General features: G+C 72.3%; 12 protein-coding genes. 5 read left to right on the top strand and 7 right to left on the bottom strand.

The annotated features are described in order from the left end of the window. Positions 1-31 precede the first annotated feature (31 nt). On the bottom strand, positions 32-1,750 hold the full coding sequence (locus tag ACVW19_RS04665; RefSeq protein ID WP_457456822.1) for a DNA alkylation response protein: 1,719 nt from the start codon (positions 1,748-1,750) through the stop codon (positions 32-34). A 101-nt stretch (positions 1,751-1,851) separates the two neighbouring features. Here ACVW19_RS04665 and ACVW19_RS04660 point away from each other — a divergent pair, with 101 nt between their 5' ends. Further along, a complete protein-coding gene (locus ACVW19_RS04660) occupies positions 1,852-2,700 on the top strand; it encodes a PaaX family transcriptional regulator C-terminal domain-containing protein (RefSeq protein ID WP_457456821.1) in 849 nt (282 codons plus the stop codon). 129 nt (positions 2,701-2,829) lie between these two features. Here ACVW19_RS04660 and ACVW19_RS04655 read toward each other — a convergent pair whose 3' ends face one another. Further along, entirely contained in the window at positions 2,830-3,633 is an 804-nt protein-coding gene (locus ACVW19_RS04655; protein WP_457456819.1) for a pectate lyase, read from the bottom strand. Between the two features lie 368 nt (positions 3,634-4,001). On the opposite strand from ACVW19_RS04655, the gene ACVW19_RS04650 reads away from it, so the two are divergent. Beyond that, the gene (locus ACVW19_RS04650; RefSeq protein WP_457456817.1) at positions 4,002-4,466 is read left to right on the top strand and encodes a DUF6214 family protein; all 465 of its coding nucleotides are present in this window, start codon (positions 4,002-4,004) and stop codon (positions 4,464-4,466) included. A 21-nt stretch (positions 4,467-4,487) separates the two neighbouring features. On the opposite strand, the gene ACVW19_RS04645 is transcribed toward ACVW19_RS04650, so the two are convergent. After that, complete coding sequence (locus ACVW19_RS04645) at positions 4,488-5,150, bottom strand: DUF305 domain-containing protein (RefSeq protein WP_457456816.1); 663 nt, start codon at positions 5,148-5,150, stop codon at positions 4,488-4,490. Between the two features lie 208 nt (positions 5,151-5,358). Here ACVW19_RS04645 and ACVW19_RS04640 point away from each other — a divergent pair, with 208 nt between their 5' ends. Further along, positions 5,359-6,870: an LVIVD repeat-containing protein gene (locus ACVW19_RS04640; protein ID WP_457456814.1), complete on the top strand. Its 1,512-nt coding sequence runs from the start codon at positions 5,359-5,361 to the stop codon at positions 6,868-6,870. Here ACVW19_RS04640 and ACVW19_RS04635 read toward each other — a convergent pair. The 4 genes from ACVW19_RS04635 to ACVW19_RS04620 form a co-directional block, all read right to left on the bottom strand. After that, positions 6,867-7,607: a TetR/AcrR family transcriptional regulator gene (locus ACVW19_RS04635; protein WP_457456813.1), complete on the bottom strand. Its 741-nt coding sequence runs from the start codon at positions 7,605-7,607 to the stop codon at positions 6,867-6,869. The two genes, ACVW19_RS04640 and ACVW19_RS04635, sit on opposite strands and share 4 nt — an antisense overlap. 262 nt (positions 7,608-7,869) lie before the next feature. Further along, positions 7,870-8,547: a phosphatase PAP2 family protein gene (locus ACVW19_RS04630; RefSeq protein ID WP_457456811.1), complete on the bottom strand. Its 678-nt coding sequence runs from the start codon at positions 8,545-8,547 to the stop codon at positions 7,870-7,872. A gap of 119 nt (positions 8,548-8,666) precedes the next feature. Continuing rightward, a complete protein-coding gene (locus tag ACVW19_RS04625) occupies positions 8,667-9,602 on the bottom strand; it encodes a M56 family metallopeptidase (protein WP_457456809.1) in 936 nt (311 codons plus the stop codon). Positions 9,603-9,703: 101 nt separating this feature from the next. Next, on the bottom strand, positions 9,704-10,276 hold the full coding sequence (locus ACVW19_RS04620) for a DUF5134 domain-containing protein (RefSeq protein ID WP_457456807.1): 573 nt from the start codon (positions 10,274-10,276) through the stop codon (positions 9,704-9,706). 155 nt (positions 10,277-10,431) lie between these two features. Here ACVW19_RS04620 and ACVW19_RS04615 point away from each other — a divergent pair, with 155 nt between their 5' ends. Then, the gene (locus ACVW19_RS04615) at positions 10,432-12,177 is read left to right on the top strand and encodes an FUSC family protein (protein ID WP_457456805.1); all 1,746 of its coding nucleotides are present in this window, start codon (positions 10,432-10,434) and stop codon (positions 12,175-12,177) included. Further along, positions 12,174-12,824, top strand: a complete 651-nt coding sequence (locus ACVW19_RS04610; protein WP_457456803.1) for a MarR family winged helix-turn-helix transcriptional regulator — start codon at positions 12,174-12,176, stop codon at positions 12,822-12,824. The genes ACVW19_RS04615 and ACVW19_RS04610 overlap by 4 nt, the downstream gene beginning before the upstream one ends. Positions 12,825-12,837 lie beyond the last annotated feature (13 nt).

Here is a 12,837-nt window from a genome sequence, read left to right as displayed (position 1 = left end):
GTGTCGTCGCAGGTCGGACCGGTGCGGCGGCCTACGGGGCCGGAAGTGCGCGGTCCACGATCGAGCCCAGACCGGCCCCGTCGGGCAGCGTGCCGAACGAGTGCCCCCAGTCACCGCCGAGCCGCGTCGCACAGAAGGCGTCGGCGACCGCGGACGGGGCGTGCCGGACGAGGAGGGAACCCTGGAGGACCAGGGCCAACTGCTCCACCAGCCGCCGGGCCCCCGCCTGCGAGCCCTCCGCCAGCCGGCCCTCGAGCCGGCTCACGGCCGCGTCCAGCCGGGCGTCCGCCCCGCGGCTGAGCGCGAGTTCGGCGAAGAACGCCTGCGCCGTGGCCGTGTCCCGGCCCAGCGCCCGCAGCACATCGAGGGCGTTGACGTTGCCCGAGCCCTCCCAGATCGACAGCAGTGGGGCCTCCCGGTAGTGCCGGGGCATGCCCGACTCCTCGACGTAGCCGTTGCCGCCCAGGCACTCCAGGGCCTCGGCGGTGAAGGCCGGGCCCCGTTTGGTGACCCAGTACTTGCCGACGGCGGTCGCGATCCGGCGGAACGCGGCCTCCTGCGCGTCCCCGCGCACCGCGCGGTCGGCCGCCCCGGCGAGCCGCAGGGTCAGCGCTGTCGCGGCCTCCGACTCCAGGGCGAGATCGGCCAGCACGTTGCGCATCAGCGGCTGGTCGATCAGCCGGGCCCCGAAGGCACTGCGGTGGCGCACATGGTGCCCCGCCTCGACGAGCGTCTTGCGCATCAGCGCCGCCGACATCATCACGCAGTCCAGCCGGGTGCAGTTGACCATCTCGATGATGGTCTTCACGCCCTGCCCCTCCGGGCCGACCAGCCAGGCGACGGTCCCGTCGAACTCCGGCTCGGAGGACGCGTTGGACCGGTTGCCCAGCTTGTCCTTCAGCCGTTGGATACGGAACGTGTTGCGCGTACCGTCGGGCAGCACGCGCGGCAGCAGGAAGCACGACAGGCCCCCCGGAGCCTGCGCCAGCACCAGGAACACGTCGCACATCGGCGCCGACGTGAACCACTTGTGCCCGTGCAGCGTGTACACACCGGGCTCCGCGGTCGGCGTCGCCCTCGTGGTGTTGGTCCGGACGTCGGAGCCGCCCTGCTTCTCCGTCATCCCCATGCCGGCCAGCAGCCCGCGCTTCTCGGTCGGCACCCGCAGGCCCGGCTCGTACTCCCGGCTGGTCAGCAAGGGCTCGTACACCCGAGCCAGTTCCGGCTGCCGGCGCAGGGCGGGTACCGCCGCGTACGTCATGGAGGTCGGGCAGCCGTGCCCCGCGTCCGTGTGCCCCCACACGAGTCCGCCCGCGGTGCGCGCGACATGGGCGCCGGGCCGGTCGTCCGCCCAGGGCGCGCCGGCCAGCCCTTCGGTGACGGCCGTGCGCATCAGGTGGTGCCAGCTCGGATGGAACTCGACCTCGTCGATCCGGTTTCCGTACCGGTCGTGCGTGCGCAGTTCGGGCTCGTGGCGGTTGGCCTGTTCGCTCCACTCCTGCACCTGGGCACTGCCGGCCAGCCGGCCGAGCCGCCGCAGATCCTCCTCCGCCCAACCGGCGCCCTCACGCCGCACCCCCTCCAGGAGGGCGGTGTCGTCGGACGCGTCGTAGGGGGCCAGGGAAGCGGGCTGGTTCAGGACGTCGTGCGTGGCGTACCCGCGGGGCGCCGCGAGTGCCTCCGGTGCCGCGTGTCCCTCGGGGGAGGCGGCGAGTCCGCCGTGCTGCTCGTGCGCGATTGTCGTGGCCATACGCTGAGTGTTGCATCATCCCTACGGCTGCAGCAATGATGCAACACGTGTCGTCCGGCAGTGCGCCGCAGGGTGAGAAGCGCGCCGTACAGTACCCATTCATGCGGAGGAACGACCCGGAGCGAACCGGTGACCTGCGACTGCGTCCCCTGGCCGCGCGGTCGGTCGTGCTGAGCCTGCTGCTCGGCACGCACCCGCCGCAGCTTCCGGCGCGGGAACTGGGGCGGCTCGTGGAGCGCTTCGGCGTCGGCGGCTCCACGCTGCGGGCCGCCCTCAGCCGGATGGTGGCCGCCGGTGATCTGGTGCGCACCGAAACCGGTGCCGGCTACCGCCTCAGTGACCGGTTGCTCGACCGCCAGACCCGCCAGGACGAGGCCGTACAACCGAGCACACGCGCGTGGGACGGTGACTGGGAGATGGTGGTGATCACCGCGACGGGACGTGGTCCCGCCGAGCGCGCGGATCTGCGCACTCGGCTGGCCGCCCTTCGGCTCGCCGAACTCCGCGAGGGCGTGTGGCTCCGGCCGGCCAACCTGGACCGCCCGCTGTCCGTGCCTCCCGACCGGGTGGCCCAGCACTACACGGCCCGCCCCGACGGGCCCGCCGCCGACCTGGCCGCGAGTCTGTGGCCGCTGGACACCTGGGCGGGCACGGCCCGCGCGCTCCTCGCGCACATCGACGGCGCCGACCGCCCCGCCGATCGGCTCACCGTCTTCGCGGCCGTCGTACGCCACCTGCTCACCGACCCCGTCCTGCCTCCGGCCCTCCTCCCCGCCGGCTGGCCGGGCGACGCGCTGCGGGCCGCCTACACCGACTACCGGCGTGAACTCATCGGCGAGATCCGCGCGAGCGTGGGTGGGCCCGGTGGGCCCGGTGGGCCCGGTGGGCCCGGCGGAACCAGTGGGGCCAACGGGCTCACCGGGAACAGCGGACCGGGCGGGCGGAGATAGCGCGGACGAGACGGGCGGTGGGCGGGGCAAGCGGCGGGCGCGGCACGATGCGGCGGCCGTACGGAGCACCGCGCGGGGCGCTCCGTACGGCCGCCGCCTCACCGTGGGGGGCCGTTGTGCGGGGAAGGGCTACTTGTAGGTGATGTCGGACGACCCGTACTTGCAGTACGTGCCGTCGGCGTCGGAGCCGTTGGTGCTGGGCTCCTTGCCGGTGTTGTTGCCGATGTACTTCTGGCAGGGGATGATCTTCTTGCTGCTGTCCCCGATGACCGTGATGTTGCGCAGGGTCACGCTGTCGCCGTAGTTGGTGTTGATCCCGGCGATCCTGCTGCCCTTCCAGTTCACCTCGATCGTGTTGAGGTTGATCGTGCGCTTGTACTGCGTGGAGCAGTTGCCGCAGGAGCGCACGAAGGTGCCGAAGTTCTTGACCGCGAAGTTCGACACGTTCAGCGTTCCGGCGCCGTTGAACTGGAACACCTTGTCGCTGGCTTCCTTCGCCCCGCCGCCGCTGACGGTGTAGACCGCTGACGACGACTTGCCCTTGAAGGTCGCCGCGTCCTCGCCGACGTCCTCCCACCACACGTTCTGCAGCGTGCAGGATCCCTTGCAGTGGACGCCGTCGGCGGCCGGGGCGCCGAGGATGACGTTCTTCAGGACCGCGCCGTCCGCCAGCTCCAGGATCGGGCCCTGGTCCTCGTCCTGGCTGCCGGAGCCCAGGGCGCCGGTGCCGTAGAGGCGCTTCATCCCGTAGTCCTTGGTGCCGGACACCGAGATGGTGGAGGAGACGCCCTCGCTGCCGTTGGGGGTCGGCCAGGTGGCGGCGCCGGCCGGGGCGGCGCCTGCTGTCATAAGCATGCCAACCGAGAGCCCGAGGGTGGCCAGTGCGCCGGTCAGCGCCCGCCCACGGGCGCGCGGTGTTGTCACCGAAGTCATGTTCCGGTTCCTTCTGTCGTGGTGTGGGGGTGTCGGCGACGCGGGGGGTGCGGAGGTGCCGTGGGTGCGTGAGGTTCACGTCGCTGAACGGAACGTAGAGGGAAAGCGCTTTCTGGTCAACGCCTTGTACGGCAGCTATTCAGCCATCTGTAGCGGCAGGGAGCGCGTTCTTCGGTGGAGGGGAGAGGAGGCCGTCTCCCCGCCTCCTCGGCCGCGCGGTCGAAGGGGCACCCGCTCCGCTGACAGGGTGCCGTCCACCGGTCGGGGTGCGTGTTCGTTCGTATGGAAAGTGCTCACGTGGTTACGTTGCGGGCGTGCTTGAGGAGCCTTTTCTTCATCTTTCCGATCGTTCTCCGGCGGACGGTGCCGTGTCCGTGCGGCCTGCCTGGGAGGTGCGCGAAGGGGAGCACACGACGCGCTGGTTCGATGTGCGGCTTACCTTCGGGGACGGAGCCGGGGTTGAGGCGCTCGCGATGGTGTCCGGGCACAGCGTCTGCGTCGAGGACGTACGGGCCCGGCCCGCGCTGTCGCTGGAGGACCTGGCGCTGTTCGCCGACTGGATCGAGGGGCCGCTCGCGCGGGCCTGCGGCGTCGAGGACGAACCGGCCGCCGGTGTCCCGTCCGGTACGGGGGAGCGGCGGACCCGCGTGGTCGGGCCGCAAGGGCCCGTGGGAAGGCGTTTCGTGGCGCGGGAGTACCGCGCGGCCCAGGAGGAAGGTGCCGACCCGGTGCTCGCCGTGATGTGCGCGACCGGATACAGCCGGCGCGGGGCGCTGCGGGTCATCGGCCGGGCACGTGACGCGGGTCTGCTGACCCCGCGTCACACCCGGTGATGAACGGCCCCGGCGCGGGTGTCAAAAGAGGTCGCGCATCCGGGTGATCTCGCTTGTCTGCTGGGCGACCACGTCGTCGGCCATCTCCTCGATCTGGATGTTGTTGCCCTGCGCCTTCACGTCCGTGGCCATGGTGATCGCTCCCTCGTGATGGGTGATCATCAGGGTGAGGAAGAGCTGGTCGAAGGCCTCTCCCTCGGCCGCGCGCAGGTTCTTGAGCTGGGCCGGGGTCGCCATCCCGGGCATCGCCGCGTGGTCGTGGCCGTGCTCGTCGGCCTTCTTGGTCTTCTTGTGCGTCGTCAGCCAGCCCTCCATCGCCTTGATCTCCGGCTGCTGCGCGGCCGTGATCCGCTCGGCCAGCTTGACGATCTTCGGCGACTCGGCGCGGTCCGGGACGAGTTCGGTCATCTCCAGGGCCTGGGAGTGGTGCTCGATCATCATGCGGGTGTAGGAGACGTCGGCGGAGTTGGGGGAGTCGTCCTCGGCGCGCTGCTCCGCGGCCTCCGCGGCCGACAACGTCCGGTTCGGCTGCCCGGGCTCGCCCGGTGCGATCACCGAAGGCCCGCCGGCCGCAGCCGACCTGGCGTCGTCCGTAGTGGAGTCGCAGCCCGCGAGCCCGAGTACGGCCAGGGCGGTCAGCCCGGTCGCGACGACGGACACGCGTGACGCACGGCGGAAGAGCACGGGACCTCCTGTGGCTGGGGGTAACCCCTCTGGGGGAGGGCTGCGGGACACCTCGTGAGTGCCGACGACTGTCCTAGCACGCTTCCGCGCGACAGTGATCAGAAAACTTCGTTACGAGTGTGTTGCCCACTGTTGTTATGTGCATGGCCAGGACGATACTGCCGGTGCACCACCCGTTCCGAGCCGAACGGTACAAGGGAGGAAAACAGTGATCCTGTTGAAAGATCCCCGAACCCGGCGCAGACGGCTGGGAGTTGCCGCAGCGGCCGGGGGGCTGCTGGCCGCGCTGCTCACCGCCGCACCGGCCACGGCGATCCCCGACCCCGGGGACGAGCCGACCGCCCCGAAGGAGATGTCCCGAAGCGCGCAGGCCGAGGTGCGTGCGGCCATCGAGAGCGGTGAGATACCCGCCCAGGACGAGGTCGTCCACTCCGGCAACATCCGGCACGTGGCCAACATCCCCAAGGACGCGCTGACCGGATTCAACTCGGACCTGGCGTTCCAGGGCCGGTACGCCTTCGCGGGCAACTACGACGGCTTCCGCATCTTCGACATCAGCAACCCGAAGTCACCGAGGACGGTGGCCCAGGTGCTGTGCCCCGGCTCCCAGAACGACATTTCCGTCTCCGGTGACCTGCTGTTCCTCTCCACCGACTCCTCGCGCAGCGACAGCAGTTGCAACAGCACCACGCAACCGGCGACCGAGAAGTCCTCGTGGGAGGGCATGAAGGTCTTCGACATCAGCGACAAGCGGAACCCGCGCTACGTCGCGGCCGTCGAGACCGCCTGCGGCTCGCACACCCACACGCTGGTGCCCGAGCGCAAGAACGTCTACGTCTACGTCTCCTCCTACTCGCCGAACGCCGCCTACCCCGACTGCCGGCCGCCGCACGACGGCATCTCCGTCATCAAGGTGCCGCGCAAGGCCCCGCACAAGGCGGCGGTGGTCGGATTCCCGGTGCTGTTCCCCGGTGAGGGGCCGGACGGCGGCGGAAACCCGGGCGCGCCCACCAACCCGGGCGTCTCCAAGACCACGGGCTGCCACGACATCACCGTGCTGCCGTCCGAGGACCTCGCCGCCGGTGCCTGCATGGGCGACGGCATCCTGTTCTCCATCAAGAACCCCGAGCGCCCCAAGGTGATCGACCGGGTGCAGGACAACGTCAACTTCGCCTTCTGGCACTCGGCGACCTTCAACCAGCGGGCCGACAAGGTCGTTTTCACCGATGAGTTGGGCGGTGGTGGCGCCGCCACCTGCAACGCGGCCGTCGGACCGGACCGGGGCGCGGACGGCATCTACGACATCGTCGGCAAGGGCGACAAACGCCAACTCGTCTTCCGCAGCTACTTCAAGATCCCCCGTCACCAGGCGGACACCGAGAACTGCGTGGCCCACAACGGCTCGTTGATTCCGGTCAAGGGCAAGGACCTCATGGTCCAGGCCTGGTACCAGGGCGGCGTCTCCGTCTGGGACTTCACCAACTCCTCGAAGCCGGAGGAGATCGCCTACTTCGAGCGGGGTCCGCTGGCCACCGACCAGACGGTCACCGGTGGCTCCTGGTCGGCGTACTACTACAACGGCTACATCTACTCGAACGACATCGCCAAGGGCCTCGACGTCCTGAGGATCGACGACCGGCGCACGGACCCGGCCAAGAGGATCCAGCTGCGCGAGCTCAACGCGCAGACGCAGCCCGACTACTTCGACGACAGGGACTAGGGCCTGTCCGGGGCCGGTTCGGTCGCGAAGAACCGCGACACATCCGTCCGGTTCGGCGCGCCCGTTGTGCCTGCTGCGTCCGTCCGGCCCGTTCCGTCCCTCTGACCGGTCCGGTCCGGCGCACCCGTCCCGCCCGGCACCTCGGTGCCGGGCGGGACACCCAGCTCCCAGTCGAGCCGGTAGCGCTTGAACAATTCCGAGCGCAGTGCCTCCACGGGCATCGGCGCTCCCGGCAGCAGGGCCGAGAACACGGCGCCCATCAGCAGGGCGCGCAGCATCGGGTAGTCGCTGTCGACCTTGCTGGAGCCGTGCCGGGCGACGGTGTCGCTGAGCAGTTCGGCCAGGCGCCGCTGCTCGGGGCAGGGCAGGAAGCCCTCGGCCTGCAGCAGCCCGGCCATGTGCTGGCGCATCAGTACGGGGCGGTCGCGGGCCAGGCCCAGGATCGCGTCGATGGCCCGCGCCATCCGCTCCTGCCCGTCGTCGGTGCGCGGTTCGCGCTCCAGCGCTTCCTCCAGTGTCCGGTGCATCAGCCGGTGCACCGCGGACTGCACCAGGTGGCGCTTCCCCGGAAAGTAGTACGAGACCAGACCCCGCGCGGACCCCGCGCGGTCGGCGATGTCGCCGAGCGTCGTCGCCTCGTACCCGCGCTCGCTCACCACCTCGACGGCGGCTTGCAGAAGCCGTTCCTTCGAACGCCTCCGCAATTCTTCATTGACCGAGGGGCTGCGCGGGGACATGCTGGACTCCTGCATTGACTGGCTGGCAGCCAACTATACTCAACGCGTCCGGTCAGACCCCCTGGTGGGTCCGCTCCGGGCTGCCGTTCTCCTCGGGCGACGCGGGGGATCGCCCGAGGAGAACGGCACTGACGAGGCGCCGTCCCCCGGCCTGCGGGCCGGGGGACGGGTCGTCCGGCCCTCGTGCGTCCCGCCGGGCCGGCACCGGGAAGTGGTCACGGAGGTCCCGCGGGAGAATCCGGAAGACGCGGATCGTGCGGTCTCACGGGTGCCGCCGCCGGTGGACGCGCACCGCCACGGCCACGACCAGGGCGCCGAAGAGCCAACCCCCGAGCACGTCCGTCGCCCAGTGGACGCCGAGCCAGACACGGGTGAGACCGACGCCGGCCACCGAGAGCGCCGCCACGGTCGCGGCCCACACCCACACGGCCCGTCTCACGCCGTGCCGGTGCAGGAGCCACAGCAGGAGACCGCAGACGATGGTGGCGGTCATGGCGTGGCCCGACGGGAAAGCCGCGTAGTGGGCCGAGTCGACCGGGTCCGCCCACACCGGGCGGGCGCGGCCCACCGCCGCCTTCAGGGCCTGCTGCAGCACCGTCCCCACGGCGCAGGTCACCACCAGCCACACCGCGGTCCAGCGGGCCGCGTACCGGAACACCAGCAGCAGTGCGACCGCCCCGGCCAGCAGGCGCATGGTCCACGGATCCCAGACCCAGTTCGTCAGGACGCGGGCCGTCTGCGTCAGCCCCGGTTCGTCCACCGCCCAGCGGTGCGTGGTACGGGCGATGTCGCCGTCCACACCGGTCAGCGGGCGCCACTCGGCGCCGACCAGGATCAGCAGCAGTACCGAGCACAGGGCCGGTACACCGATGGACAGGGCGACCGGGCGGTGCCGGTGCTCCGGTGGACGGGGCGGCGGTTCGAGGTCGGGGGGAGACATGTGGGGGGAGTGCATGAAGCGATCCTCGCCGACCACCGGGGCCCGGGGCCAACACCGACGCCCTGATCGCCCGGAAGACCCGAAACGAAGAGGGCCTCAGCGCATGCCTCCGGGCGGTTCTACCCCAGCGCCCGCAGCCCGGGGACGAACGCCACCAGGACCGGGATCACCGGAACCAGTGACGCCACGGCCGTCAGCCGCAGCCGGCGCCCCGCCGTGAGCCGGTCCGGGGGAGTCAGCAGCCGGTGCACCCGGGCCCGGACCTGGCCCTGGGAGGCCGGGCAGGGGCCGAACACCCCGCGGTGCTCGTTGAGCTCGACCAGGGCGAGGGCGGTGGTCAGCCGGCCGAAGCGGCGGGAGGCCGTGTCGTCGGCGGCGAGCTCGACCAGCCGGTGCATCTCGTCGCGGAACGCGGCGAACACGGGTACCCGTGGGAACCCGTCCGCCAGCGCGGCGGAGCAGTGCAGCAACCAGTCGTGCCGGGCCCGCGCGTGCCCCCGCTCGTGTGCGAGGACGGCGTCCAGCCGGCGGCCCCTCAGCCGGCGCAACGCCGCCGTGGTGACGACCAGCCGGGGCGGGGAGCCGGGAAGCCACCACGCGTCGGGGTGTTCGCCCTCCAGGACCACCAGCCGCTCCGAGCCGGGATCCTCGCCGGGCAGCAGCGGTGCCCGCACCAGGAGTTCGCCCCGCCGGGCCCGCCGCCGGGCACGGGCCCGTACGACCTCGCGGACCAGCATCGCCACGCTCCACAGACCACCGCACGCCAGCGTGACCGCGGTGGTCGCGGCCAGCGGGCCGGCCGTGCCGAGGGCGTACGCCTCCACGACCTTGCTCGGTGCCGTCGCGAACACCGGACCGCCGACCGCCCGCGAGGCGGCCGCCGCGCTGAACGTCATCGACAGGGCACAGCACAGCAGCACGGTCCCGATCACGCACTGCCACACCCACAGCGCCACCACCGGTTCACGGTCCGGCCAGTCGGCCCGCGCGAGCAGCCTGGGTCCGACGACGGCGGTCAGGACGCCGAGCAGCAACAGCGCCGCGGGGAGCATCATGCGGCCAGCCTATGAGCGCGGACCACTCCCGGGTACGGCCCACCGGGCAAAGTGACGCAGGCAACGGCCCCGCTCGTCGGGCCGCGGCCGGCCGCCCCGTCTCACATCGTCAGCAGCATCGCCACCATCGCGATCCCCATGGACAGCCGGCACGCCCGCGCCAGCTCGGGCCGGTCCCCCCAGCCCGAGGCTCCGGGGGGTCCCGCGCCGGTGGCCGCCAAGCGCTCCGGAGCGGCGGCCACCGGTACCAGCCGTACGCCCGTCACCAGCACGTATCCGGCGAAGTACAGCAGCAGGAGCCCGGTCAGCGCAGGTATGCCCACGCCGCCGTGTGCGTGCTCCGGGCCGGGGGAGGCGGCCATCGCCACCGCCATGTAGGCCATGGCTCCGGCGCCCACCGAATGGTGCAGATGGCGCGGGCTCCCGCGCCCTGCCCACAGGGCCTGCACCGCGGCCGCGCCGAACACCACCGCACAGGCGGGCCACGCCCACGGGGGCGGGGTGAACACCGCCGCCGGTACGGCCATCGCGGCCATGCCGAAACCCATCAGCGCCTCACCGCCCGCGGCGCGGCGCTGCTCCTCGACACTGCTGCGCATCCGCAGCAGGCAGTAGACGCCGGTCGCCGCGCAGAGCGCGACCAGCAGCCAGCCGGACGACGCCGGTCCGTGCACGCGTACCTCCCCCGGACCCGCTCCACGGTCGGTCAAGGCATGCCCCGCCCGGCGGCGTGCACGCGGGCGCACAGGCGTACACGGGGAGCGTTTGGGGGAGCAGCGCAGGTCACCGTGATGTTTTACGAGTAAAAGACATGTTAGTGTGGGACGTCATGAGCAGTGCGACCCCCACGCCCACCCCCGACCCCAAGTCCCGGCGCTTTTCCATGGCCGGTGTGCTGCGCCTCGGGCGGCCCTCCAACATCTGGTTCAAGCCCGCCCTCAGCGTGGTCGCCGCGGTCGCGCCGCCCAGCCTGATCCTGGTCGCCCTCGGCCGGCTCGACCTGGCCGTCTACACCATGGCCGGTTCCCTGTGCGCCCTCTACGCCCACAACCGCCCCTACGCCGCCCGGGCCAAGGCCCTCACGGGAGTAGTGCTCGGCATGCTCGGCGGCCTCGCCGTGGCCCTGGTCTCGGCCTCGCTCACCTCGAACGCCGTCATCCTGGTCACCGTCGGCGCCGTACTGGCCGCCGTGCAGAAGGTGCTGTGCGACGTCACCCGTATCGGCCCGCCCGGCAACGTGATCCTCACCTTCGTCAGCTCCGCCTCGCTGTTCGTCCCCCAGACCCTCGGGCAGGTCCCCGGCCATCTCGCACTGGCAGCGGTGGCCGGGGTCTGGGCCTGGCTGGTCGGCATGGCGCCCGTACTGGTCCGGCCGCACGGCCCCGAGCGCCGCGCCACCGCCGACGCACTGAACGCCACCGCCGCGTACGTCGAGACCGGCGGCACCGGTGACGGCCACACGCGGGCCCGCGCCGCCGCCTACGCCGCCGTGCAGGCCGCCTGGCAGTGCCTGCTCCTCACTGGAACCCGCTCCGCCGCCACCCGCCGAGCCCTCGAACGGCTCGTGGTCCGCGCCGAGATCGCGCTCGCCGCGCCGGCCGACGCCGACCCCGCACTGCTGCGCGCCTGGGCCGGAGCGCTGCGCGGCACGGGCCGCATCCCGGGCGCCGGCGCCCCCCTCACGGACGCCGACGAACTCCTCGGGGTGGCAGCCGAGCGTGCCATCCCCCCGCGCTCCCTGTGGCACCGCCTGGGGCCGCTCACCCCCATCGCCGTACGCACCGCCCTGGGCTGTGCCCTCGCCGGCTACGCCTCCCTCGCCGTCGGTATCGGACGGCCCTACTGGGCGCTCGTCACCGCCGCCGCGCTCTACCAGGCCAACCTCAGCCTCACCTGGAGCCGGACCGTGCAGCGGGTCGTCGGCAACCTCGTCGGCGTGCTGATCTTCGCGGCCGTCGCCCCGGTCGCCAACCTGGGGCCGCTCGCCCTCGTCCTGTGCTGTCTCGTCTTCAACTTCGGCGCCGAGGCCCTGATCAGCCGCAACTACTGGCTCGGCAGCGTCTGCGTGACCCCGCTCGCCCTGCTCGTCACCGAGTTCCCCGGTTACCAGGACACCGGCTCCCTGGTCACCGACCGTGTGGTGGACACCCTGGTCGGTGCGATGGTCGGCTTCGTCGCCGCCCTGGCCGTCACCAACCGGCGGGTGGGCAACCGGGTCGAGGGGGCGCTCGCCACCGTGGACCGCGAGCGCGAACACGCCACCCGCCTCCTGACCACCCCGCACACCGCCCCCGCCGCCCTGGAAGCCGCCCGCCGCGGCCTCGCCGCCGCGCTCGTCGACCTGCGGGCCACCGCCGACGCGGCCGCGGGCGAATGGTGGCTGCGCTCACTGCCGCAGGAACGGGTCGTGCTCGCCGAACAGGCGGGACACCGTACGCTCGCGGCAACGGTACGACGCCAGGGGCTGCTGACAGGCCCCGGCGCGGAGACCGACCCCGGCACGGAGACGGAACCGGACACGCACCCGGGCAGCGAGGCGAACCCGGGCACGAACACGAAGGACGGACAGCCATGACGACGACCGAGCGGCTCCCGGCCGACGGCGGACTCGGAGGACTCGCGGCCGAGGGCGGGCGTACCGCCGACGGGCCGCTCCCGGCCGACCCCGGGCTCCCCGCCGGGGTGGGGACCTCATCCGGCGCGGGACGCCCGACGACCGGCGGTGACACCGTGGCCGCGGTGGTCCGGCAGTGGCGGGCCGTGTACCCCGGCCTCGACACCGGGCCCATGGAGGTCATCGGGCGCATCAACCGCTGTGCCGCCCTGCTCCAGCAGGCCGAGGACGCCCCGCTGAGCCGGGCGGGACTGACCCGCCCCGAGTTCGACCTGCTCGGCGCGCTGCGTCGCACCGGACGCGAACTGACCCCGGGCGAACTGGCACGCGAGACCTTCTCCTCGGGCGCCGCCGTCACCAAACGCCTCAAACAGCTCACCGGGCGCGGCCTGGTGGAACGCCGCGGCGACCCGCGCGACCGCCGCATGGCCCGGGTCCGCCTCACCGACGCCGGACGTGACGCCGTCGACGGCATCATGCCCACGCAACTCGCCTACGAGAACGCCGTGCTCTCCGGTCTGGGCGGGCCGGATCTCGGCGAGCTGGCCGCGCTGCTCGGCGGGCTGCTGGGGCAGCTGGAAGGACGCCTGAGCGCCGTACGGGCGTGACGCGGCCCTCGCG

It is taken from the genome of Streptomyces sp. TE5632 (assembly GCF_054061295.1).
This window is presented reverse-complemented; position numbering and strand designations above follow the sequence as displayed.

Bases quoted from the DNA above. Each gene is read 5' to 3' on its own strand.
- ACVW19_RS04655 (WP_457456819.1), bottom strand. From the start codon at position 3,633: ATGACTTCGGTGACAACACCGCGCGCCCGTGGGCGGGCGCTGACCGGC.
- ACVW19_RS04625 (WP_457456809.1), bottom strand. From the start codon at position 9,602: ATGATGCTCCCCGCGGCGCTGTTGCTGCTCGGCGTCCTGACCGCCGTC.
- ACVW19_RS04665 (WP_457456822.1), bottom strand. From the start codon at position 1,750: ATGGCCACGACAATCGCGCACGAGCAGCACGGCGGACTCGCCGCCTCC.
- ACVW19_RS04660 (WP_457456821.1), top strand. From the start codon at position 1,852: ATGCGGAGGAACGACCCGGAGCGAACCGGTGACCTGCGACTGCGTCCC.
- ACVW19_RS04610 (WP_457456803.1), top strand. From the start codon at position 12,174: ATGACGACGACCGAGCGGCTCCCGGCCGACGGCGGACTCGGAGGACTC.
- ACVW19_RS04635 (WP_457456813.1), bottom strand. From the start codon at position 7,607: ATGTCCCCGCGCAGCCCCTCGGTCAATGAAGAATTGCGGAGGCGTTCG.
- ACVW19_RS04615 (WP_457456805.1), top strand. From the start codon at position 10,432: ATGAGCAGTGCGACCCCCACGCCCACCCCCGACCCCAAGTCCCGGCGC.
- ACVW19_RS04630 (WP_457456811.1), bottom strand. From the start codon at position 8,547: ATGTCTCCCCCCGACCTCGAACCGCCGCCCCGTCCACCGGAGCACCGG.